Genomic DNA, 23,629 nt, shown 5'->3' with positions numbered 1-23,629 from the left:
ATTTTTATTATACATCGATAAGAAAACATAACAGATTAACTATCCAATCCTTACAAAATCAGTAGCTAATGCAGGGATATTCGGGATTGAAGCGAAGCGGTTATTTAGCTTTGTGAATAAAAATGAAGGGGATAGAAAACACGTATTTTAGGCGCGAGTTATAAATGGATGATTAACATTTATTGAGAGTGATCTTCATCACACTTCGAATAAAAGAATAGAGGAATAAGAAAATAGAATGGCAGGTAAATAAAAACGGGCCCTGTACAGGGCCCGCTATGCGTATTAACCGTTACTCATCTTCAAGATAGGTGTAACCATATAAGCCACTTTCAAACTCTTCAAGGAACTGTGCACGCAGCTCTTCGTCGATGTCTTTCTGCTGTGTCACCTGATCGCGGAACAGCGTCATCAAATCGTTAGGGTTCAGCTGCACATACTCCAGCATGTCTGCCACGGTATCGCCTTCATCTGACAATTGCACTTCAACGCTGCCATCCGGGAAAGCGAATACGTCAACCGCTTCGGTATCGCCAAACAGGTTGTGCATGTTGCCGAGGATTTCCTGATACGCGCCAACCATAAAGAAGCCCAGCATTGGCGGATTATCAATGTCGTACTCTGGCATCGGCATGGTGGTGGCAATACCGTCGCCATCTACGTAGTGATCGATGGTGCCATCGGAGTCACAGGTAATGTCGAGTAACACCGCACGACGCTGAGGGATCTTGTTCAATCCTTCCAGCGGCAGCACCGGGAACAGCTGATCGATACCCCACGCATCCGGCATTGACTGGAACAGCGAGAAGTTGACGTAAATCTTATCCGCCATGCGCTCCTGCAGCTCATCAATGATAGGACGGTGCGCACGGTTGCTTGGATCCAGATGCTGCTGGATATAGTGACAGATGCTTAAATAAAGCTGCTCTGCCCAGGCGCGCTGGCCGAGATCGTAGGTGCCGGAAGAGTAACCGGTATGGATATCGAACAGATCCATCTGGCTATCGTGCAGCCATTCACGCAGCGAACGACGGACGTTCGGCTCATGCATCTCCTGCCAGGTATCCCACAGGCTCTGAATCGGACGTGGTGAATCGACATCTGGCGCCACTGGCGTACTGAATTCGTTGCGCTCTACACCAATGATGTTGGAGACCAGCACGGTATGGTGCGCGGTAACCGCACGACCGGATTCGGTGATGACGGTTGGATGCTCCAGACCGTGCTCTTCACAAGCATCACCAATTGCCCAAATCACGTTGTTGGCATATTCGTTCAGGCCGTAGTTCACCGAGCAGTCAGATTGCGAACGCGTACCTTCATAATCCACGCCCAAACCGCCGCCGACATCAAAGCATTTGATGTTCACGCCGAGCTTCGCCAGCTCAACGTAGAAACGCGCCGACTCACGTACACCGGTGGCGATGTCGCGAATGTTGGACATCTGCGAGCCAAGATGGAAATGCAGCAGTTGCAGGCTGTCGAGACGACCGGCTTTGCGCATGATATCCACCAGCTGCAATACTTGTGACGCCGCCAGACCGAACTTAGATTTCTCACCACCGCTCGACTGCCATTTACCGGAGCCTTGCGAAGCCAGACGCGCGCGAATCCCCAAACGTGGGATCACGTTCAGGCGCTCGGCCTCTTCCAGCACCAGGCGCACTTCGGTCATTTTCTCGATCACCAGGTAAACCTTGTGACCGAGTTTCTCGCCAATCAGCGCCAGACGAATGTACTCGCGGTCTTTATAGCCATTGCAGACAATCACTGAACGGGTTTTACCCGCGTGCGCGATCACCGCCATCAGCTCGGCTTTCGAACCGGCTTCCAGGCCCAGCGGTTCACCGGAGTTGACCAGTGATTCAATCACGCGCTTATGCTGGTTAACCTTAATTGGGTAAACCAGAAAGTAGTCACCCTTGTAGCCGTAGGATTCGCGCGCACGTTTAAAGGCGGCGTTAATTGAACGCAGGCGATGCTGTAAAATCTGCGGGAAGCAGAACAGCGCAGGCAGACGCTGGCCATCGGCTTCACGCTCTTTGACCAGTTTCGCCAGGTCAACGCGCACTTCCGGCTGATCCGGATCCGGACACACGCTGATGTGCCCCAGCTCGTTGACGTCATAATAGTTATTACCCCACCAGGCAATATTGTAGGTACGCAGCATTCTGCTCGCTTCCTGGTCGTTCATCGCCACCTCCTGCATGGAGCGGAGTACACCCTGTTCGCCAGCTGACGAACCCTTGATATTCTTCATGTCGTCAGACATCGCGAACCTCAATTTTCCGTTGAAATATGAAACAGTTGCCGGGTCTTGCTGTTGTGAGTCCGGGTAAACATTTCCCCATCCTGCTGAGCTCCGATTATCGGGTTGCCGTGCACGTTGCTGACTCTAAGTGTAAAACACCACGCTGTAGTCAGTAAAAAACGGGCCAAAAGCCAACGCTTTTCACCGCCTAAGACGAGTGAAACACAGCGACAGAAATGAGGGAATAGCTTAGCCGGCGCTCGTGTCGGGATAATTACCGCAACGTGCAAAACTTCGACGAGAGAAAAGAATAAGACTGGATTGGGAAAGGATTGCCAGTGCGCCCATTGAGCGCAGTGAACCGAAAAGAAGAGAAGTGTGGTTCATTACTTTTATCACCTCCAACGCCTGCAAACAGCAAACGAGAAACGGCCTGGGTGAAAATCAGAGAACAGCTCTGACGGCGCGACGCGCGGTGGCGTCATCCTTTTGTACTGTGGTCGACAGCAGCGGCGTTTTATACAGTTTGCAGGGTGAAAAAGCAAAATCTTTGTCTGGGATCTGTGGAAGGTGTCAGGAATTTCTTCCATCTGCTCACTTGCGTAAACGTGCGGAATCAGAAAAAGCACTGGAAAAGTGCTCACTGTGTAACCTAGAATAGCCGTCCAGATGGTTTTCCATCTAAACTGGTTAACATCCAGGCGGTGTCGGCGATTACGCCAATACTCCCTACTGCTCGCGGCTTTGCCTGAAGGGGCGTCGAGTCGGCCTGGTCCACTTACGCTATGCAGTCGAATTCAAACCATTTGTAAGGTAAAGAACAGAATGGCTAAACACCTATTTACATCTGAGTCCGTATCAGAAGGACATCCTGATAAAATCGCTGACCAAATTTCCGATGCCGTGTTAGATGCGATCCTTGAACAGGATCCAAAAGCACGCGTGGCCTGCGAAACTTACGTTAAGACCGGTATGGTGCTGGTTGGCGGTGAAATCACCACCAGCGCATGGGTGGATATCGAAGAGATCACCCGTAATACCGTACGTGAAATCGGCTATGTCCATTCCGATATGGGCTTTGATGCGAACTCTTGCGCCGTGCTGAGCGCGATTGGTAAGCAGTCTCCTGACATCAACCAGGGTGTTGACCGTACCGATCCGCTGGAACAGGGCGCGGGCGACCAGGGCCTGATGTTCGGCTACGCCACCAACGAAACCGACGTGCTGATGCCTGCTCCGGTAACCTACGCCCACCGTCTGGTGCAGCGTCAGGCTGAAGTGCGTAAAAGCGGCTCACTGCCGTGGTTGCGTCCGGATGCGAAAAGCCAGATCACTTTCCAGTACGATGGCGGCAAAATTGTCGGTATCGATGCGGTTGTCCTGTCGACTCAGCACGCTGAAGAAATTTCGACAGCCGATCTGCGTGAAGCGGTGATGGAAGAGATCATCAAGCCGGTACTGCCTGCAGAGTGGGTGAATGCCAGTACCAAATACCATATCAACCCAACCGGTCGCTTCGTGATCGGCGGCCCAATGGGCGACTGCGGTCTGACTGGTCGTAAAATCATCGTTGATACTTACGGCGGTATGGCGCGTCACGGTGGCGGTGCGTTCTCTGGTAAAGACCCGTCTAAAGTTGACCGTTCTGCTGCTTACGCTGCACGCTATGTCGCGAAAAATATCGTCGCGGCTGGTCTGGCTGACCGTTGCGAAATCCAGGTTTCTTACGCGATTGGCGTGGCTGAGCCAACCTCCATCATGGTGGAAACTTTCGGTACTGAGAAAGTCCCTACCGAGCAGTTGACCCTGCTGGTGCGCGAGTTCTTCGACCTGCGTCCTTACGGCCTGATTCAGATGATGGATCTGCTGAAACCTATCTACAAAGAGACCGCTGCTTACGGTCACTTTGGTCGCGAACACTTCCCGTGGGAGCAGACTGATAAAGCTGCTCAACTGCGCGAGGCTGCGGGCCTGTAATCTTACCGTCCTGCAAAAACGAGCCCGTTTATTGCGGGCTTTTTTATGCCCGCTAACCAGCCTGCACATTTTTTCCCGCCGTCTACACTTCATTTTCGATGTTTACAACAAAGTGTTAACGATTACATTTTGAAAACCTTTTGTAATCTGTCATTTAGAGAATTTTCAGCGTAGTTATTCGTATGAAAATGCGTTATTTTCAGCGTCGTCTGATAGCCGATATTTAGAGAGATGTCAGAAACTTAAAGGGTGCTATACCTTACTGGTTACGTAACTATTTCAGGCGGAAAATGCTGGATTGCAGGGTTTCAGTGTGTGTAACCGATTACACTGGTGTGATCGCCCTCACTTTTTTCCGTCGGCAGGTTTCATAACATTGATAAAAACAATGATAGATAAACTTCGGAGGCATTATGCCTGGTAATACTCATAAGAGCAGAACGTCGAACAAGATGATGACCATGTTTGTCTGCTTCTTAGCGGCTCTGGCCGGCCTGCTGTTTGGTCTGGATATCGGCGTTATCGCTGGTGCCCTGCCCTTCATCGCCAAAGATTTCAACGTGACTGCACATGAGCAAGAGTGGATTGTCAGCTCAATGATGTTCGGTGCGGCTGTCGGTGCGATTGGTAGCGGCTGGATGTCTTCACATCTCGGCCGTAAAAAGAGCCTGATGGCGGGTGCAATTCTGTTCGTGATCGGTTCACTGTGGTCAGCCATGGCGGTTAGCCCGGATATGCTGATTGCTGCACGTGTAGTACTCGGTCTGGCTGTGGGTGTCGCGTCTTACACTGCTCCTCTGTATCTTTCTGAAATCGCACCGGAAAAGATTCGTGGTAGCATGATTTCTCTGTATCAGCTGATGATCACCATCGGTATCCTGGGCGCGTATCTGTCTGACACTGCATTTAGTGACGCAGGCGCATGGCGCTGGATGCTGGGTATCATCACCATTCCGGCCGTGCTGCTGCTGGTAGGCGTATTCTTCCTACCAAACAGTCCACGCTGGCTGGCGGCGAAAGGCGATTTCCGCAGTGCAGAACGCGTGCTGGCTCGTCTGCGTGATACCAGCGAACAAGCTAAACGTGAACTGGATGAGATTCGTGAAAGCCTGAAGATCAAACAGTCTGGCTGGCAGCTGTTCCAGAGCAACAGCAACTTCCGCCGTGCGGTGTTCCTGGGCGTGCTGTTGCAGGTGATGCAGCAGTTCACCGGTATGAACGTCATCATGTATTACGCGCCAAAAATCTTTGAGATTGCGGGCTTCGCCAATACCACTCAGCAGATGTGGGGCACGGTCATTGTCGGTCTGGTCAACGTACTGGCGACCTTTATTGCGATTGGCCTGGTGGATCGCTGGGGCCGTAAACCGACGCTGGTGCTGGGCTTCATCGTGATGGCTGCCGGTATGGGTATCCTCGGTACCATGCTGCACATCGGCATCAACTCCGCTTCCGCACAATACTTTGCTGTCGCCATGCTGCTGATGTTCATCGTTGGTTTTGCGATGTCTGCCGGTCCGTTGATCTGGGTACTGTGTTCAGAAATTCAGCCGCTGAAAGGCCGCGATTTTGGTATCACCGTGTCGACCGCAACCAACTGGATTGCCAACATGATCGTCGGTGCCACCTTCCTGACCATGCTGAACACGCTGGGCAACGCGCCGACCTTCTGGGTATACGCAGGTCTGAATGTGTTCTTTATCCTGCTGACCGTGGCGCTGATTCCAGAGACCAAAAACGTCTCGCTGGAACACATCGAGCGCAACCTGATGCAAGGCAAAAAACTGCGCGATATCGGACAGCAATAAGGTCGATAAGCGATACGAAGGGCTGCCGATTGGCGGCCCTTTTTTTGTGTGTTTCGTCAGGTGCGCATTTGTGCGTACCAGGTTATCCTGCCCGGCATGAAAACACCTCGCCTTCCCATTGCCCTGCAACAAGCCGTGATGCGCTCGTTGCGTCACCATTTGCAGCTCGCCAATGAAAAGCTGGAGCGTCACTATGACGAGCCGAAGCTGGTGTATCAGCAGCGCGGCACCGCTGCCGGTACCGCCTGGCTGGAGAAATGGGAGATTCGCATCAACCCGGTGCTATTGCTTGAGAATCAGCAGGCCTTTGTGGACGAGGTGGTGCCGCACGAACTGGCGCACCTGCTGGTATGGAAAACCTTTGGCCGCGTGCCGCCGCACGGCAAAGAGTGGAAGTGGATGATGGAGAGCGTGCTCGGCGTTCCCGCGCGTCGCACCCATCAGTTCGAAATCGCTTCGGTGCGTAGCAATACCTTCCCCTATCGCTGCCGCTGTCAGCAACATCAGCTCACCGTACGCCGCCACAATCGCGTGTTACGGGGTGAAAGTGAATACCGCTGCGTACATTGCGGTACATTGCTGCAACCCGGTGAATTTTCAGCAGCTTAATCCGTTTATCTGATATCCCACCCTGCGCCATTCTGTTACCCTGCCGCCTTTTTACGCATTAGGTAATTTTTGGAATATGTCTCGCAAAACGCTGTTGTTACTCTCCTTATTAGTTGCCCCTATTAGCGCCTTCAGCCTCAGCATCACCCACTACAATCAAAACAACTTCCAGCAGGCCAAAGTGGTCGCCGCGCAGATCAATGCCGATGCCCCGGCAGAATTTTACTGCGGCTGCAAAATCAGCTGGCACGGCAAAAAGGGCGTCCCTGACCTCAGCAGCTGTGGCTACAGCGTGCGTAAAAATGCCAACCGCGCTGAACGTATTGAGTGGGAACATGTGATGCCCGCATGGGAGTTCGGCCATCAGCGCCAGTGCTGGCAAAATGGCGGACGCAAAAATTGCAGTAAAGATGCCGATTACCGCCGCATTGAAAGCGACCTGCACAATCTGCAACCGGCGATTGGTGAAGTGAATGGCGATCGCAATAACTTCCAGTACAGCCAGTGGAACGGCGGCGACGCGCAATATGGTCAGTGCGCAATGAAAGTCGATTTCAAGCAGAAGCTGGCGCAGCCACCCGAGCGTGCACGCGGTGCCATCGCCCGCACTTACTTCTACATGCGTGACCAGTATCAGTTGCGTCTGTCACGCCAGCAGACCCAGCTGTTCACCGCCTGGAACAAGCAATATCCGGTAAGCCAATGGGAGTGTGAACGCGACAACCGCATCGCGCAGGTCCAGGGAAATCACAATCCCTATGTACAACAGGCTTGCCAGCGCTAAAAGCGCTACCCTACACTAGCTTTTTTCCGATTGGGCCGTGTCCGAAGACACGGCATAACGCTGGCAGGAACCGCATGCGCATACCTCGCATTTATCATCCCGAACCTCTTGAAGTTAACAGTGAAGTCTTCCTCGACGAAGATGCCGCTAACCACGTCGGGCGCGTGCTGCGCATGACCGCCGGTCAACAAATTGAGCTGTTTGATGGCAGTAATCTGACTTTTAACGCCGAAATCACCCAGGCTGATAAAAAGCGTGTAAAAGTAAGGGTCCTTGCCAGTCAGCCTGATGACCGTGAATCTCCGCTCCATCTCCATCTTGGGCAGGTGATGTCGCGCGGCGAAAAGATGGAATTCACCATCCAGAAATCGATCGAACTCGGCGTGAACGTAATTACACCCTTGTTTTCGGAGCGCTGCGGCGTAAAGCTGGATGCTGAACGACTGGCGAAGAAGATTCAGCAATGGCAAAAAATTGCGATTGCCGCCTGTGAACAGTGCGGCCGTAATCGTGTGCCGGAAATCCGTGAAGCGATGACGCTGGAAGCCTGGTGTGCCGAGCAGGAAAGCGGTTTAAAGCTCAATCTGCATCCGCGTGCCAGCCACAGTATTAACACTCTGCCGCAGCCGGTTGAACGTGTACGCCTGCTGATTGGTCCGGAAGGCGGCTTATCCGCAGACGAAATTGCCATGACCGCGCAGCAAGGTTTCACCGATATTTTGTTGGGCCCACGCGTGTTGCGTACAGAAACTACCGCACTGACGGCCATTACGGCACTTCAGGTGAGGTTTGGTGACCTGGGTTAAGGGATACTTTTAGGGTTTTAAAACTACGCACGTGAAAAGCCGCAGCGCTGTCACGGAACGGGGCAATAAATTCCCCCTTTGAGGAGAGAATAATGATTAAGCTTGGCATCGTTATGGACCCAATTTCGTCCATCAACATTAAAAAAGACACCAGCTTCGCCATGTTGCTGGAAGCACAGCGCCGTGGTTACGAAATTCATTACATGGAGATGGGCGATCTCTCACTGCGCGGTGGCGTGACCTACGCCCGCACGCGCCTGCTGAGCGTGGAGCAGGACTACGACAAATGGTACGAGTTCGGCAGTGAGCAGGTAATCCCGCTGGCCGATCTCAACGTGGTGCTGATGCGTAAAGATCCGCCGTTCGATACCGAATTCATCTATGCCACCTACCTGCTGGAGCGCGCGGAAGAGCAAGGTACGCTGATCGTCAACAAACCGCAGAGCCTGCGTGACTGTAACGAGAAACTGTACACCGCGTGGTTCGCCGACCTGACGCCAGACACGCTGGTGACCCGCAATAAAGAGCAGCTGCGTGCCTTCTGGCAGGAGCACGGTGATGTGATCCTTAAGCCGCTGGACGGCATGGGCGGCGCCTCCATCTTCCGCGTGAAGCAGGACGACCCGAACTTTGGTGTCATCACCGAAACCCTGACCAATCACGGCCAGAACTTCTGCATGGCGCAAAACTACCTGCCGGCGATCAAAGAGGGCGATAAGCGCGTGCTGGTGGTGGATGGCGAGCCGGTGCCTTACTGCCTGGCGCGTATCCCACAGGGTGGCGAAACCCGTGGTAACCTTGCAGCTGGTGGCCGCGGTGAAGCACGCCCGTTGAGTGACAGCGATTGGGAAATCGCCCGTCGCGTGGGTCCAACGCTGAAAGCTAAAGGGCTGATTTTTGTCGGTCTGGACATCATTGGTGATAAACTCACCGAAGTTAACGTAACCAGCCCAACCTGCGTGCGTGAAATCGAGGCTGCATTCCCGATCTCGATCACCGGCATGCTGATGGATGCCATTGAGAAACGCCTGGGCTGATGTCAACGGCGTGTAAGCGCCGTGAGAACCCAAAACCGACGTGGCTGCGGCCGCGCCGGTTATTTTTGGTATACGAGTGAGAATGAATTTACAGCACCATTTTTTGATTGCGATGCCGTCGCTGCAGGACCCGCTGTTCAAACGCTCGGTGGTGTATATCTGCGAGCACAATGAAGATGGCGCCATGGGCTTGATCGTGAATAAGCCGATGGAAAACCTGACGGTCGAAGGCATTCTGAAGAAACTTAAAATCAGCCCATCAGAGCGTGATCCTGCCATTAAGCTGGACAAACCGGTGTTTGCCGGCGGCCCGCTGGCGGAAGATCGCGGCTTTATCCTGCACTCGGCCCAGAAAATTTACTCTTCCAGCATCCGTATCTCTGATAACACCGTGATCACCACTTCACGGGATGTGCTGGAAGCGATCGGTACCTCAGAACAGCCTGATAATGTGCTGGTAGCGTTAGGTTATTGCGCCTGGGAAAAAGATCAGCTGGAGAACGAGCTGCTGGAAAATGCCTGGCTAACCACACCCGCGAACAGCAATATTCTGTTCCAGACGCCAATCGCCGAGCGCTGGCGCGAAGCCGCACGCAGCATGGGCATTGATATTCATAATATGACCAGCGATGCAGGGCACGCCTGATGGCCAGTGAAACCTTGCTTGGCTTCGATTTCGGCACCAAAAGCATCGGTGTGGCGGTCGGTCAACAGTTAACCGGCACCGCTCGCGCTCTGACCGCGCTTAAAGCGCAAGATGGCACGCCAGACTGGAAGCTGATCGAGAAGCTGCTGAAAGAGTGGCAGCCTGATTACGTGGTGGTGGGCTTGCCGTTGAACATGGACGGCACCGAGCAGCCGTTAACCGATCGCGCCCGTAAGTTCGCCAATCGCATTCATGGCCGATTCGGCGTGCGCGTTGAGCTGCAGGACGAGCGGTTAAGCACCGTGGAAGCGCGCGCCGACCTGTTCGAACGCGGTGGCTTCCGTGCATTGCAAAAAGGTCAGGTCGATTCGCAATCGGCGGTGATCATTCTGGAAGATTGGTTCGATACGCACTGATTGAAATCCAGGTGCGCGTGAATGCGCACCTGACAAATTGCGGCAACAGCTTGCTTGTTATTCGCTCGGCTATAGTGCTCCCGCCATTTACGGCAACCTGCAAACACGCCAATCAATTCTGCCACTTGTATTGACTCACAGGCGCGCAAATCATGCCCCGCCCTTTTGTAACGACTCGCAGGCATTAAAATCATCCCCGCCTCTTTGTATCAACTCGCAGGCACTCAAATCATGCCCACTCCCTTGTATCGACTTGCAAGCATTCAAATCATGCCCCGCCCTTTAGTAGCAACTCGCAGGCACGCAAATCATGCCCGCCCTTTTGAATCGACTCGCAAATTCTCAAATCAATCCCGCCTGTTGTCGCGCCTGTTCGCTCTGCGCGAACGTCTGCATCCCTGACTGCGCGCCGGTTTGCAGCACGCCAGGCAGTTGATGCATCTTGCCCTCGCGGATTAAATTGGTCACCGCAGGCGTGGCCACCAACACCTCGAACAAGCCAATTCGCCCGCCGTTTTTTGCCGGCACCAAACGCTGCGCCAGCACCGCTTTCAAACTGCCCGCCAACTGAGTGCGCACCAGGTTTTTTTCCTCGGCAGGAAACACATCCACCAGCCGATCCACCGCTTGCGTGGCACCTCGCGTGTGCAATGTTGCCAGTACAAGATGCCCGGTCTCTGCCGCCGTCAGCGCCAGCCGAATGGTCTCGCTGTCACGTAGCTCACCCAACAGAATCACATCCGGGTCTTCGCGCAGCGCCGCTTTCAATCCTTGCTGGAATGACACCGTGTGTGCGCCCACTTCCCGCTGCTGTATCAACGAGCGCTGGCTGTGATGCAAAAATTCAATCGGATCTTCCAGCGTAATAATGTGGCGTGCCTGTTCGCGATTGAGGCTGTCCACCATCGCTGCCAGCGTGGTGGATTTACCGCTGCCGGTGGCACCCGTAATTAAGATCATCCCCTCCTCCAACTGCAACAACTGCTGTACTACGTCGGGCAGCTGTAATTGGTTGATATCGGGTGCTTGGCTGGCAATCAAGCGCAACGCCAGCGATAAACCGTGGCGCTGCATAAACAGGTTGGCACGCAAACGCACGCCGCTTTTCAGGGTGATGGCAAAATCAACGTGCCCGCTCGCTTCCAGCTCATCATGCTGTACGCCGCTGAGCCACTGTTGCAAAAAGGTTTCCAGCCAGTCGCCATCCAGTGCGGTTTGTTGTGGGATCGGCTCCAGCCCCCCCTGCCGTCGCCAGTGCGGTAAATGTCCGCTGCAAAGGTGCAGATCGGCGGCGTTATGCTTTACACTAAGGGCCACAACTTCATCCAAATCCATTTAACTTCTCCTGACTATGACTTCCATTGAGCACAACCTACAGCAAGTGCGTGAGCGTATCGCCACTGCCGCTGCACGCTGCGGCCGCGCGCCAGAAGAAATTACCCTGCTTGCAGTGAGCAAAACCAAACCTGCGAGCGCAGTCGCAGAAGCGATTGCTGCGGGTCAGCAGGCATTCGGTGAAAATTACGTACAGGAAGGGGTTGAAAAGGTGGCTGAGCTGGCCGCACATCCTGATCTGCAGTGGCACTTTATCGGGCCGCTGCAATCCAATAAAAGCCGCCTGGTGGCGGAGAATTTTGCCTGGTGTCACACCGTGGATCGTGAACGCATTGCACAACGCCTCAACGATCAGCGTCCGGAAGCGTTGCCACCGCTTAACGTGTTAATTCAGGTAAATATCAGTGACGAGAACAGCAAATCTGGCATCATGCTGGAGGCGATTCCGGCGCTGGCAGCGCAGATAGCCGCATTGCCGCGTCTGCGCTTGCGCGGATTGATGGCGATCCCGGCGCCGGAGTCAGATTACGATCGACAGTTCGCGGTATGTCAGCAGATGGCTGACGCGTTTAACGCTCTAAAACAGGATTACCCTAACGTCGATACGCTTTCTCTGGGAATGAGCGACGACATGGATGCGGCAATCGCCGCAGGCAGCACCATGGTGCGCATTGGCACCGCCGTATTTGGCGCGCGGGATTATGCGCGACCTTCACAACAATAATTGAGGAACCTCATGTTAACAATGACGTTTTTAGTCAAAACGCTGATCGACCTGTACGTGATGGTATTGCTGCTACGCATCTGGATGCAGTGGTCACGCTGTGATTTCTACAACCCGCTGTCACAGTTTGTGGTGAAGATTACACAGCCGATTATCAAGCCGCTGCGCCGCGTGCTGCCAGCGATAGGCCCGATTGACACAGCCTCTCTGGTGCTGGCCTTTGTGCTGACCACCCTGAAATATCCGGTGCTACTGTTAATTCAGGTTGGCGTGTTCTCAGTGGATCCCACCAATCTGTTAGTCGGCCTGTTGTCACTGGTGAAATCCGCCGGTTATCTGGTGTTCTGGGTGATTATCATTCGTTCACTGATGAGCTGGATCAGCCAGGGACGTGGCCCGATTGATTACGTGTTGATTCAGCTGACTGAACCGCTGATGGCACCGATTCGCCGTATTCTGCCTGCGATGGGCGGCATCGATTTCTCTGCCATGATTGTGATTCTGGTGCTGTACGCGCTGAACTTCCTCGGCATGGACCTGTTCCCGGGTCTCTGGTATTTGCTGTAATTCGTTAATCTGGAACTGTTATGCAAAAAGTCGTACTCGCCACCGGTAATCCGGGCAAAGTTCGTGAACTGGCCGATCTGTTAGCGGCCTTCGGCCTCGATATCGTGGCGCAAACCGAGCTGGGCGTTGAGTCAGCGGAAGAAACCGGTCTGACCTTTATTGAAAATGCCATTCTTAAGGCCCGTCATGCGGCGCAGATCACCGGCTTGCCAGCGATTGCCGATGACTCTGGTCTGGCGGTGGATGCGCTCGGCGGCGCGCCAGGCATCTACTCTGCGCGCTATGCCGGAGAAGACGCCAGCGATCAGCAAAATCTCGATAAGCTGCTGGTGGCGCTGGAAAACGTGCCGGAGGGCGAGCGTCAGGCGCAGTTCCATTGCGTGCTGGTTTATGTGCGTCATGCTGAAGATCCGACACCGCTGGTGTTCCACGGCAGCTGGGCGGGTGAAATCACCCGTGCAGCCGCAGGTGAAGGCGGCTTTGGTTACGACCCGATTTTCTATGTTCCTGAACTGGGCAAAACCGCAGCAGAGCTGAGTAAAGATGAAAAGCGTGCTGTTTCCCACCGTGGCAAAGCATTGACGCTGTTACTGGATGCGATGCGCAATGCCTGAGTTACCTCCGTTAAGCCTGTACATCCACATTCCGTGGTGTGTGCAGAAGTGTCCGTACTGTGATTTCAACTCCCACGCGTTAAAAGGCGAGGTGCCGCACATCGAGTATGTGCAGCATCTGCTCAGCGACCTTGAACAGGATCTACCGCTTACCGCTGGCCGCGAAGTGCGCACCATCTTCATTGGAGGCGGCACACCGAGTCTGCTCAGCAGCAATGCCATGCAAATGTTGATGGATGGCGTGCGTGCGCGCCTGCCGCTGGCGGCCGATGCAGAGGTCACCATGGAAGCCAATCCGGGCACCGTGGAAGCGGATCGCTTCAGCGGCTACCAGAAAGCCGGTATTAACCGTATTTCGATTGGCGTGCAGAGTTTTAGCCCGCAGAAGTTGGAGCGCTTAGGGCGCATTCACGGCCCTGATGAAGCGGTACGTGCCGCCCATCTCGCCGCCGGTCTTGGTCTGCGCAGCTTTAATCTCGATCTGATGCACGGCTTGCCCGATCAGTCACTGGAAGAGGCACTGGACGATTTGCGTCAGGCGATTGCGCTGAATCCGCCGCACCTGTCGTGGTATCAGCTGACCATCGAGCCGAACACGATGTTCAGCTCGCGTCCGCCGGTGTTGCCGGATGACGATGCGCTGTGGGACATCTACGAACAAGGCCATGAGTTGCTGAGTGCCGCTGGTTATCAGCAGTACGAGACTTCAGCCTATGCCAAGCCGGGTTATCGCTGCGAGCACAACCTCAACTACTGGCGCTTCGGTGATTACCTCGGTATCGGCTGTGGTGCGCACGGCAAGCTGACGCAGCCGGATGGCAGAATTGTGCGTACGGTGAAAACCCGTCATCCGCGCGGCTTTATGCAAGGTAATTACCTCGACAAGCAGCACGATGTGGAGAACGAAGACAAGCCGTTTGAGTTCTTTATGAACCGCTTCCGTCTGCTGGAAGCCGCACCGCGTGCAGATTTCAGCCGCTATACCGGGCTGGATGAACAAGTGATTCGTGCACAGATGAATGCAGCGATCGAGGCAGGTTACGTGGTGGAAACCGCAGAGCAGTGGCAGATAACCGAAAAAGGGAAGTTGTTCCTGAATTCGCTGCTTGAACTGTTTATGTAGGCCAAACAGTCATATAACCCAGCGGCACGCTACTTCGTCCCGCTGGTTTTTTTAACCTTTAACGCCCTGCACTAACGCTTTGCGCTGCCCTTCCAGATCCGTCACGCGATTACACACCTCATGACCGAAGTTCTGGAAATCCTGTTCCTGCTTATTCCATTCTGCCTGAACCGCCTGCTGCAGACCGCCGAGGTTGCCCATGATCGCATGCAGTGGATTACTGCCGCTGCCGGCCTGGCTGCTGCCCATCTCGTTCAGGCTGTCCTGCATAATGCCGCCCAGCGTGCTCTGCACCAGCTTTTCGCCTTCAGCGCGCACCTGGTCAATCGCCTGATGGTGGAAGGTCAAACCATCCGGGCGATGCTCAATGATACGGTTCATCTGCTGCTTCAGCTGTCCATCCAGCTTGGTCAGGCGATTGCGCACGTTGCTGTTGGCACCGAGCTTTTCCACAATCACTTTATCCAGCGCCACACGGCTGCGTTCCAGACGCGTCGAGGCCCCGTTATCTACCCACGGCAAATCCCGACGTAACGCATTCTGATAGTCGATGGCTTTCTGTCGCGTGGCGTTATCCACGTTGGCTTTCTGCCCGTTAAAGGTCACATCGCCCTGCGGTGAGATTTCAAGATTACCGTTGGTGCCGACCACCTGCACGCTCTGCGGTTTAATGATCACATCATCCTGAGGATTAACGCTGCACTGATAATCAGCCTGCGCCTGTGTCGCTGCGGCCAGCAGCAGTACGGTAAGAAGCGCCTTACGAACCATGAAATCTCCCTAAAATGAAAAGCCGCCCACGCCTTTGCAGTTAGTACAAGTCAGGCGTAAGCGGCGCAGCGAATTTGGTGACGGCCAACGCACAGCAACCGGAGCGTACTAAAGTACGTGAGGATGACTCGCGTTGCTCGCCCCTTTCGGGGCCGCCCTTTGGGCGTTCAAGTCGCTAATGCAACTTGTGCGAGCACTGCCTGGCGCCAAAAGCGCAAGTGAGCTAGCCTGAAGCGATATCTCAGGCCAGTAGAGTACTTAGTCCCACCAGACGTCAAAGAGTTCAGTTACCTGAACATCCGACAGCTCGCGTTTCTCCAGCCATTTGCGCACCAGCTCACGGTGCTCATCGGTGCACTTACCGGTTTCCTGCAGGCAAACCAGACCTTCCCACACCAGATAACCGCTGCCGTCATACGCCAGGCCATTGGGATCGATCACTTCAGTAATAAACTGATCCAGCGTGGCATCAATCTGCTCCTCGGTGGTGCCTTCGGCAAAACGCCAGGCCACAGAGAAACCTAACTCCTGAAACTCATCGATATGCAGTTTTTTACGTAAACGACGGCTACGCTGTACGGCCATTATTTAATCCTCTCAAACATCAGATCCCAAACGCCATGGCCCAGTCGCTGCCCGCGCTGCTCAAATTTCGTTAACGGACGCGTTTCCGGACGCGGCACGTAATCGTTAGCTTCTGACAGGTTTTTATACCCATCCACGCTGTTCATGATTTCCAGCATGTGTGTCGCGTAATCTTCCCAGTCAGTGGCCATATGGAACACGCCGCCCAGTTTCAGCTTACGCATCACCAGCTCGGCAAAAGGTACCTGCACAATGCGACGTTTATTGTGGCGCGCTTTATGCCATGGATCCGGGAAGAACAGCTGAACCATGCGCAGTGAGTTATCCGGAATCATCTGCTGCAACACTTCTACTGCGTCGTGACACATCACACGCAGGTTTTCCACGCCTGCCTCTTTGGCAGAAGCCAGACAGGCTCCCACGCCCGGCGCATGCACTTCAAGACCGAGGAAGTTCTGGTGAGAATTATTTTGCGCCATGGTCACCAGTGAGGCGCCCATGCCAAAACCGATTTCCAGCACCACTGGCGCTTCACGGCCAAACAGTGCTGCCAAATCCAGCGGCTCCTGCTGGAACTCGACGCCCATCTCCGGCCAGTAATTATCGAGCGCGAGCTGCTGTCCTTTCGTTAAGCGCCCCTGGCGGCGCACAAAACTGCGGATACGGCGTAATGGCCGCCCGTTCTCATCAAATTCCGGGGTGATGACGTCATTAATCATGTTGAAGCCTGCTGGTTAGCCTTTTCTGGGAAACGGGCATTATGCAAAGTTAGATAGCAGAAGCAAGCCTTTGCAATCTTCCGGTTTACACCCCGATGTCTCTGTGCTGGAATTCCTGCCTGATTGTAGAGCAAACACGGAATATTTCCTCAAATGATGCAAGCGCCGCAGTTCGCGCAACAGGTGCTGGAGTGGTATCAGCGCTTCGGCCGCAAAACCCTGCCGTGGCAGCAGGAGAAGACACCTTATAAAGTGTGGCTCTCCGAAGTGATGCTGCAGCAGACGCAAGTTGCCACCGTTATCCCTTACTTTGATCGCTTTATGGCGCGCTTCCCGACGATTGCCGATCTGGCCGCTGCACCGCTGGACGAAGTACTGCATCTGTGGACCGGACTCGGCTACTACGCCCGTGCGCGCAACCTGCATAAAGCGGCGAAGCAGGTGGTGGATAAGCACGGTGGCGAGTTCCCGCGCAATTTCGATGATGTGGCCGCGCTGCCCGGCGTTGGACGCTCCACCGCGGGTGCAGTGCTGTCCTTATCGCTAGGCCTGCATTTCCCGATTCTGGATGGCAACGTCAAGCGCGTGCTGGCCCGGTGTTATGCAGTTGGCGGTTGGCCGGGCAAAAAAGACGTTGAGAAACGTTTATGGCAGATTAGCGAAGAAGTAACACCTGCCGAAGGCGTAAGCCAGTTTAATCAGGCGATGATGGACCTCGGTGCGTTAGTGTGTACTCGCTCACGTCCTAAGTGTGAAATTTGCCCGGTCAGCAACGGTTGTGTAGCGTATGCCAACAATAGTTGGGCCGAATATCCGGGTAAGAAACCCAAAGTGACGATTCCAGAGCGCACCGGCTGGTTCCTGATGATTCAGCACGGCGACGACGTATTCCTGGAGCAACGTCCGCCGGTGGGATTATGGGGCGGTTTGTTCTGCTTCCCACAGTTCACCAGTGAGCAAGCGCTAACTGACTGGCTGGCCGAACGCGGCATTCACGCCAAACCACAGCAGCTGACGGCTTTTCGTCATACCTTTAGTCATTTCCACTTAGACATTGTGCCTATGTGGCTGGCGTGGCCTTCTGCCGGGTCGCTGATGGATGAAGCGAGCGGTCTCTGGTATAACTTAGCGCAACCACCGTCAGTGGGTTTGGCAGCGCCCGTAGAGCGTTTACTGCACGAATTGCGCCATCCCCAGCAACTGGCACTGCACACGCGCGTGATCCAAGAGGAAGAGTAATGAGCCGCACCATTTTTTGTACGTTTCTGCAACGCGACGCTGAAGGGCAGGATTTCCAGCTCTATCCAGGCGAGATCGGTAAGCGCATCTACAATGAGATTTCCAAAGAAGCCTGGCAGCAGTGGATGTCCAAGCAGACCATGTTGATCAACGAGAAAAAGCTCAACATGATGAACCCGGAAGATCGCAAAGTGCTGGAAAAGGAGATGATCAATTTCCTGTTCGAAGGCAAAGATGTGCACATCGAAGGTTTCACCCCGCCAGAAAAATAATCGTTCAGGGCCTCCCTTTGAGGCCCTCTTTTTGAATCAGGCACGCATTTACAATGAATAAAAAACTGATAGCGCTGTTAGTGATTGCTCCACTTTTGGTTTCCTGCTCCGGACAAAAAAAATCGCAGTATCACGAAGAGTGGGTTAAGGACACCAACGGTTTCGACATCCTGATGGGGCAGTTCGCCGCCAACATTGAAAATATTTGGGGTATCAATGAGGTTCTGATCGCCGGACCGAAGGATTACGTCAAATATAGCGACAGCTATTACACCCGCAGTCACATCAACTTCGACAGCGGTAGCATCACCATTGAGACCATTGCTGGCACCGATCCGATGGCCAGCCTGCGCCAGGCGATCATCACCACGCTGTTGATTGGTGACGATCCGGGTAATGTCGATCTCTACTCCGATGCCAATGATATTCAGATCAGTAAAGAGCCGCTGCTTTACGGCCAGGTGCTGGATAACACCGGTCAGCCGATTCGCTGGCAGGGACGCGCGGCCAATTTCGCCGATTATCTGATTCAGAACAAACTACAAAAACGCACTTCTGGCCTGCATGTCATCTGGTCGGTCACCATTCCGATGGTGCCAAACCACCTCGACAAACGTGCGCACAAATATCTGCCGCTAGTGCGTAAAGCCGCTGAAGAGTACGGCGTAGATGCATCCCTGATTCTGGCAATTATGCAGACCGAATCGAGCTTCAACCCCTATGCGGTCAGCAACTCCGATGCGCTGGGCTTGATGCAGGTGGTTCAGCATACCGCTGGCGTGGATGTATTCCGCATGAAAGGCAAATGGGGCAAACCAAGCCGTAGCTATCTGCTCGATCCGGCCAATAACATCGATGCGGGTACCGCCTATCTGTCGCTGTTGCAGAAGAGTTATTTAGGCGGAATTCAGGATCCAGTGTCACGCCGTTACGCGGTGATTACTGCTTACAATGGCGGCGCGGGCAGCGTACTGCGCGTGTTCTCCAGCGATAAAGATCGCGCCTTCGCGAAGATTAACGACATGTCGCCGAATGAAGTTTATCAGACGCTGACCACCAGCCATCCATCTGGCGAGTCACGCCGTTATCTGTATAAAGTGAATCAGGCACAGCGTAGTTATCATCGGTATTAATCATCAACTGATGAGTTAATGCATTAGTTATTTTAGGGGCAGACAGAGAGAAAAAGATTGACTCTGACTGCCTCTTTTTTAATTACCCTCGCAGGGATATATCCCGTCGATAAATTTCGCCTGACCTCACAAAAATAAGAAATCAATAGGGTGAAACTTCGCCCATCGCAGCGACTTGTTTTTACTAGCACACGCACGACCTGCCGAACATATATATTCTATATTCTTTCGTTTTCTTCCCATCTTACATTCCCGCCCTGATTGACCCTTTTTTCAATAAGGTGCAATGATTATTTCACGTCTCCACAGATAAATTAACAACGTCCCACATCGCTCTATAAATAATTTCTTGCATTGATTTAAATAATTAAAATATCGATGAAGATCACACTTCATCGCGGAAAATAACATCGTATCGGGCATATCAACATTATTTCATCAACACGGATGCTTGCATCCCGTGGGATATCCAATGTCATGCCTGAATTGCTAAGAGGAAATGTATGAGCCATTCACCCGCAAAACAGGATTCGTTAGGCGACGGCCTTTCAGATCGACAGGTTGGTATGATCTCCATCGCTGGCATTATTGGTGCCGGGTTATTTGTCGGCTCCGCGAATGCCATCGCCACGGCGGGCCCGGCCGTATTGCTCTCCTACGCGATGACCGGCGTGCTGGTGCTTCTGGTAATGCGCATGCTGGGTGAAATGGCCGTGCTGCAACCCGATTCGGGGTCCTTTTCCACCTACGCGGCGAAAGCCATTGGTCTGTGGGCCGGTTTCACTATCGGCTGGTTATACTGGTGGTTTTGGGTATTACTGATTCCGGTTGAAGCGATTGCCGGTGCCGATATTCTGCATGCTTATTTCCCTTCCATTGCCTCGTGGCAATTTACCACCGCGATTATCCTGCTGCTCACTGTCACTAACCTTTTTAGCGTTAAAAACTTTGGCGCCTTTGAGTTCTGGTTCGCCATCATCAAAGTGGTAGCGATTATTGGATTTATTGGCATCGGCATTGTGGCGATTTCCGGATACTGGCCGCTGGCAAATGTCAGTGGTGTGTCACATTTATATAACAGTATTGGCTTTATGCCGCACGGTTTTGGCGCAGTATTAACCGGTATCTTGCTGACCATCTTTTCATTCTTTGGCGCGGAAGTGGTCACTATTGCCGCCGTGGAATCTAAAGACCCTGGTAAAAAAATCAGCCGTGCGATTAATCTGGTGGTTTACCGCATCGCATTATTTTATTTGCTGTCTATTTTCCTCGTGGTGTCGCTGGTGGCATGGAATGATCCGCAGCTGTTAGCCCAGGGAACATTCCTGTATGTGTTGTCCACACTGAATTTCCCCGGTGCCAAACTGGTGGTGGATTTGGTGGTGCTGATTGCCGTGTGCAGCTGCATGAATTCCGGGTTATATACCGCTTCACGCATGCTCTATTCTCTGGGTAAACGCGGTAATGCCCCGTCCTCTTGTGCCACGGTATCCAACGGTGGCGTGCCACGTGTGGCGGTATTGGGTTCCACGCTGGCGGGCTTTGTCGCCTGTATTGCCAACTACGCTTTTCCGGGCGAGGTGTTTGCCTTTCTGATCTCCACCACTGGCGCGATTGCGCTGATTGTCTATCTGGTGATTGCCGTTTCACAGCTGAGAATGCGTACGGCGATGGAAAAACAGGGCATCACGCCTGATTTTAAAATGTGGTTGTTCCCGTGGCTGACCTGGCTGAGCATTTTGATGATTGTCAGTGTGCTGGGCTATATGTTCTATCTGCCGCAGTATCGCTACGAGAGCTTAATGACGCTGATGGTGACGTTTATGGTGCTGTGCGTCGGTATTTACATCACCGGTAAACGCCGTAAGCAGGCGACATACCGCACAGGAAGGCTGGCTAAAGAGAAAATTCAGGTGGTTCGACACTAACAGGATGCTGACGGCGTGTGGTGATTGCACCGCACGCCGTCAGGCAGGTTAGCGCACCATCATATTTGCCACTAAGTGTTTACGTCCGCTGTCATCTTCCTCGGTGTAAACCCCTTGCAGCTCCGGTGAGAAGCCCGGCAACAAGTTGATACCCTCTTCCAGCGCGAGGAAGTAACGCTGCACCGCGCCACCCCACACTTCGCCTGGCACCACGCACAGCACGCCTGGTGGATAAGGCAATGCGCCTTCGGCAGCAATGCGCCCTTCAGCTTGCGCAATTGCCACCAGTTCCACCTCACCACGGATGTAAGCCTGATGCGCATCCTGTGGATTCACTTCGACTTTCGGGAAGCAGGCCTGGCGGAACATCGCTTTCTGCAGATCTTTCACATCGTAGCTGACGTAGAGATCGTGCATCTCCTGACACAGGCGGCGCAGCGTGTAGCCTTTATAGCGCTCCATGTTTTTGCGATAAATGCTCGGCAGCACTTCAGCCAGCAGCGCATCCTCTTTCACATGGTGTTCAAACTGCTCCAGCATCGCCACCAGATGCGCCATCTTCTCCGGATTCTCCGCTGGCGTCAGCAGGAACAGGATGGAGTTGAGATCGCACTTCTCCGGCACAATGCCGTTCTCGCGCAGGTAGTTCGCCAGAATAGTCGCCGGAATACCGAAGCTGGTGTATTCACCGCTGGCGGCATCAATGCCTGGCGTGGTCAGCAGCAGCTTGCAGGGATCGACCAGATACTGCTCGCTGGCGTAACCCTCAAAGCCGTGCCATTTCTCGCCTGGCGCCAGGCTGAAGTAAGCCGGATCGGCGGCGATAACCTCGGTTTCCGCCGACTGCCACAGCTTGCCGTGCACTTTCTCCGGCAGGAACGGCTGAATCATCTCGCAGCGTTCCAGAATCGCTTTACGTGCATCAATGCCGATGGTGACGCATTCGTGCCACATGCTGCGCCCGGCTTCACCTTTGTGCATGCGCGCATTGATATCCAGCGCGGCAAACAGCGGATAGAACGGGCTGGTTGAGGCGTGCAGCATAAAGGCGTTGTTGAGACGCTTATGTGGACAGAAGCGCTTCTGACCACGGATGTGGTTGTCTTTCTTGTGAATCTGCGAGGTCTGCGAGAAGCCCGCCAGCTGTTTGTGCACCGACTGGGTGACAAAAATGCCGGGATCGTTCTCGTTCAGCTCCAGCGTCAGCGGCGAGCAGCCTTCCATTAACGGGATAAATTGCTCGTAGCCCAGCCACGCCGAATCAAACAGGATGTAGTCGCACAGATGGCCGATGCGATCCACCACCTGGCGAGCGTTGTAGACGGTGCCATCGTAGGTGCCGAGCTGGATAATTGCCAGGCGGAACGGGCGCTGATCTTTGGCGCGATGTGGCGCGACTTTCTGCACCTGTTCGCGCAGGTAGGCTTCATCAAAGCAGTGCGCATCAATGCCGCCGATAAAGCCGAACGGATTACGTGCCGCTTCCAGATACACCGGCGTAGCGCCCGCCTGAATCAGCGCACCGTGATGGTTGGATTTATGGTTGTTGCGGTCAAACAGTACCAGATCGCCGCGCGTCAGCATGGCGTTGGTCACCACTTTGTTGGCGCTGGAGGTGCCGTTCAGCACGAAATAGGTTTTATCGGCGTTAAACACTTTCGCTGCGTACTTCTGTGCATGCTTGGCCGAACCTTCATGGATCAGCAGGTCGCCCAACTTGACGTCTGCGTTGCACATGTCGGAACGAAACACGTTCTCGCCATAGAATTCATAGAACTGACGCCCGGCCGGATGCTTACGGAAAAACGCCCCGCCCTGATGGCCCGGACAGGCAAAGGTGCTGTTCTGCATATCAACATAGCGCGTCAGGGTATCGAAGAACGGCGGCAGCAGGTCAGACTCATACGCCTGCGCGGCTTCTTCCAGCGCTTCCCACTCTTCCGGTGCACCGTTGATTTCCCCGGTCACGCCCGGCAGCTTCAGCACTTCTTCATCGAACGCGTTGGCGACAAACACCGGCAGATTAAAACCGGTCTGGCGCAACAGCGTTAACACGCCACTGCGTGTATCCGCCACTGAGACGACCACCGCCGCCACATCGGTAAAATCAGTATTGTCGAGCGTCACCACATCACGCGCGGTGTTCAGGCTTAGGCTTGGCGCTACCGCAACGCTGGCAGCGATTTTCAATGGATTCATAACACAAATCCCCGTAATGAAGGATGAGTGGGTGCCAGTGGCACAGCAATGAGGAAAATTCCCCGGCGAATAACGTCTTCGGGCGG

The 23,629-nt window shown here is 53.8% G+C and carries 22 protein-coding genes; 16 read left to right on the top strand and 6 right to left on the bottom strand.

The genetic code is table 11. From position 1 onward, the window contains the following. Positions 1-292 precede the first annotated feature (292 nt). Positions 293-2,272, bottom strand: a complete 1,980-nt coding sequence (gene speA, locus JK231_RS11835) for a biosynthetic arginine decarboxylase (RefSeq protein WP_072016983.1) — start codon at positions 2,270-2,272, stop codon at positions 293-295. 804 nt (positions 2,273-3,076) lie between these two features. On the opposite strand from speA, the gene metK reads away from it, so the two are divergent. The 8 genes from metK (at position 3,077) to ruvX (ending at position 10,334) form a co-directional block, all read left to right on the top strand. Continuing rightward, a complete protein-coding gene (gene metK / locus JK231_RS11830; protein WP_058959339.1) occupies positions 3,077-4,228 on the top strand; it encodes a methionine adenosyltransferase in 1,152 nt (383 codons plus the stop codon). A gap of 413 nt (positions 4,229-4,641) precedes the next feature. Next, complete coding sequence (locus tag JK231_RS11825) at positions 4,642-6,036, top strand: sugar porter family MFS transporter (RefSeq protein ID WP_097118057.1); 1,395 nt, start codon at positions 4,642-4,644, stop codon at positions 6,034-6,036. A gap of 96 nt (positions 6,037-6,132) precedes the next feature. Next, positions 6,133-6,645 carry a SprT family zinc-dependent metalloprotease gene (locus JK231_RS11820; RefSeq protein WP_211728608.1) on the top strand — a complete coding sequence of 171 codons (513 nt, stop codon included), beginning with the start codon at positions 6,133-6,135 and terminating at the stop codon, positions 6,643-6,645. A 76-nt stretch (positions 6,646-6,721) separates the two neighbouring features. Beyond that, positions 6,722-7,429 (top strand): deoxyribonuclease I, encoded by a 708-nt coding sequence (gene endA / locus JK231_RS11815; protein ID WP_034823262.1) that lies wholly within the window; start codon positions 6,722-6,724, stop codon positions 7,427-7,429. 74 nt (positions 7,430-7,503) lie between these two features. Beyond that, a complete protein-coding gene (gene rsmE, locus JK231_RS11810) occupies positions 7,504-8,235 on the top strand; it encodes a 16S rRNA (uracil(1498)-N(3))-methyltransferase (protein ID WP_038644914.1) in 732 nt (243 codons plus the stop codon). A gap of 92 nt (positions 8,236-8,327) precedes the next feature. Then, positions 8,328-9,272 carry a glutathione synthase gene (gene gshB, locus JK231_RS11805; protein WP_211728607.1) on the top strand — a complete coding sequence of 315 codons (945 nt, stop codon included), beginning with the start codon at positions 8,328-8,330 and terminating at the stop codon, positions 9,270-9,272. Positions 9,273-9,354: 82 nt separating this feature from the next. Next, positions 9,355-9,918, top strand: a complete 564-nt coding sequence (locus JK231_RS11800; protein WP_034823267.1) for a YqgE/AlgH family protein — start codon at positions 9,355-9,357, stop codon at positions 9,916-9,918. Then, entirely contained in the window at positions 9,918-10,334 is a 417-nt protein-coding gene (ruvX, locus tag JK231_RS11795) for a Holliday junction resolvase RuvX (protein ID WP_034823268.1), read from the top strand. The genes JK231_RS11800 and ruvX overlap by 1 nt, the downstream gene beginning before the upstream one ends. A gap of 342 nt (positions 10,335-10,676) precedes the next feature. Here the strand turns inward: ruvX and JK231_RS11790 are convergent, their stop codons facing one another. Next, entirely contained in the window at positions 10,677-11,669 is a 993-nt protein-coding gene (locus tag JK231_RS11790) for a type IV pilus twitching motility protein PilT (protein WP_211728606.1), read from the bottom strand. A gap of 16 nt (positions 11,670-11,685) precedes the next feature. Here JK231_RS11790 and JK231_RS11785 point away from each other — a divergent pair, with 16 nt between their 5' ends. Genes JK231_RS11785 through hemW form a run of 4 tightly spaced genes read left to right on the top strand, consistent with a single transcriptional unit; the run spans position 11,686 to position 14,697 of the window. After that, entirely contained in the window at positions 11,686-12,393 is a 708-nt protein-coding gene (locus tag JK231_RS11785; RefSeq protein ID WP_211728605.1) for a YggS family pyridoxal phosphate-dependent enzyme, read from the top strand. 12 nt (positions 12,394-12,405) lie between these two features. Further along, positions 12,406-12,960 (top strand): YggT family protein, encoded by a 555-nt coding sequence (locus tag JK231_RS11780; protein ID WP_034823271.1) that lies wholly within the window; start codon positions 12,406-12,408, stop codon positions 12,958-12,960. 20 nt (positions 12,961-12,980) lie between these two features. Next, the gene (locus JK231_RS11775) at positions 12,981-13,574 is read left to right on the top strand and encodes an XTP/dITP diphosphatase (protein WP_160833045.1); all 594 of its coding nucleotides are present in this window, start codon (positions 12,981-12,983) and stop codon (positions 13,572-13,574) included. After that, positions 13,567-14,697, top strand: a complete 1,131-nt coding sequence (gene hemW / locus JK231_RS11770; protein WP_211728604.1) for a radical SAM family heme chaperone HemW — start codon at positions 13,567-13,569, stop codon at positions 14,695-14,697. The genes JK231_RS11775 and hemW overlap by 8 nt, the downstream gene beginning before the upstream one ends. A 51-nt stretch (positions 14,698-14,748) precedes the next feature. On the opposite strand, the gene JK231_RS11765 is transcribed toward hemW, so the two are convergent. The 3 genes from JK231_RS11765 to trmB form a co-directional block, all read right to left on the bottom strand. After that, positions 14,749-15,468 carry a DUF2884 domain-containing protein gene (locus JK231_RS11765; RefSeq protein ID WP_211728603.1) on the bottom strand — a complete coding sequence of 240 codons (720 nt, stop codon included), beginning with the start codon at positions 15,466-15,468 and terminating at the stop codon, positions 14,749-14,751. Between the two features lie 258 nt (positions 15,469-15,726). Continuing rightward, positions 15,727-16,053: a YggL family protein gene (locus JK231_RS11760; protein WP_034823275.1), complete on the bottom strand. Its 327-nt coding sequence runs from the start codon at positions 16,051-16,053 to the stop codon at positions 15,727-15,729. Then, positions 16,053-16,772 (bottom strand): tRNA (guanosine(46)-N7)-methyltransferase TrmB, encoded by a 720-nt coding sequence (gene trmB, locus JK231_RS11755; protein ID WP_211728602.1) that lies wholly within the window; start codon positions 16,770-16,772, stop codon positions 16,053-16,055. Before trmB ends, JK231_RS11760 begins: the two co-directional genes overlap by 1 nt. Positions 16,773-16,925: 153 nt before the next feature. Between trmB and mutY the strand changes: the two genes are divergently transcribed. The 4 genes from mutY (at position 16,926) to JK231_RS11735 (ending at position 21,344) form a co-directional block, all read left to right on the top strand. Further along, positions 16,926-18,011 carry an A/G-specific adenine glycosylase gene (gene mutY, locus JK231_RS11750; protein ID WP_211728601.1) on the top strand — a complete coding sequence of 362 codons (1,086 nt, stop codon included), beginning with the start codon at positions 16,926-16,928 and terminating at the stop codon, positions 18,009-18,011. Beyond that, positions 18,011-18,283: an oxidative damage protection protein gene (locus JK231_RS11745; protein ID WP_034823278.1), complete on the top strand. Its 273-nt coding sequence runs from the start codon at positions 18,011-18,013 to the stop codon at positions 18,281-18,283. Before mutY ends, JK231_RS11745 begins: the two co-directional genes overlap by 1 nt. 53 nt (positions 18,284-18,336) lie before the next feature. After that, positions 18,337-19,416: a membrane-bound lytic murein transglycosylase MltC gene (gene mltC / locus JK231_RS11740; protein ID WP_097118064.1), complete on the top strand. Its 1,080-nt coding sequence runs from the start codon at positions 18,337-18,339 to the stop codon at positions 19,414-19,416. Positions 19,417-19,919: 503 nt separating this feature from the next. After that, complete coding sequence (locus JK231_RS11735) at positions 19,920-21,344, top strand: amino acid permease (RefSeq protein ID WP_211728600.1); 1,425 nt, start codon at positions 19,920-19,922, stop codon at positions 21,342-21,344. Positions 21,345-21,392: 48 nt separating this feature from the next. On the opposite strand, the gene JK231_RS11730 is transcribed toward JK231_RS11735, so the two are convergent. Continuing rightward, entirely contained in the window at positions 21,393-23,543 is a 2,151-nt protein-coding gene (locus JK231_RS11730; RefSeq protein ID WP_211728599.1) for an ornithine decarboxylase, read from the bottom strand. Between the last annotated feature and the right edge of the window lie 86 nt (positions 23,544-23,629).

The organism is Pantoea sp. JGM49, assembly GCF_018257655.1.
GTDB classification, from domain to species: domain Bacteria; phylum Pseudomonadota; class Gammaproteobacteria; order Enterobacterales; family Enterobacteriaceae; genus Pantoea; species Pantoea communis.
This window is presented reverse-complemented; position numbering and strand designations above follow the sequence as displayed.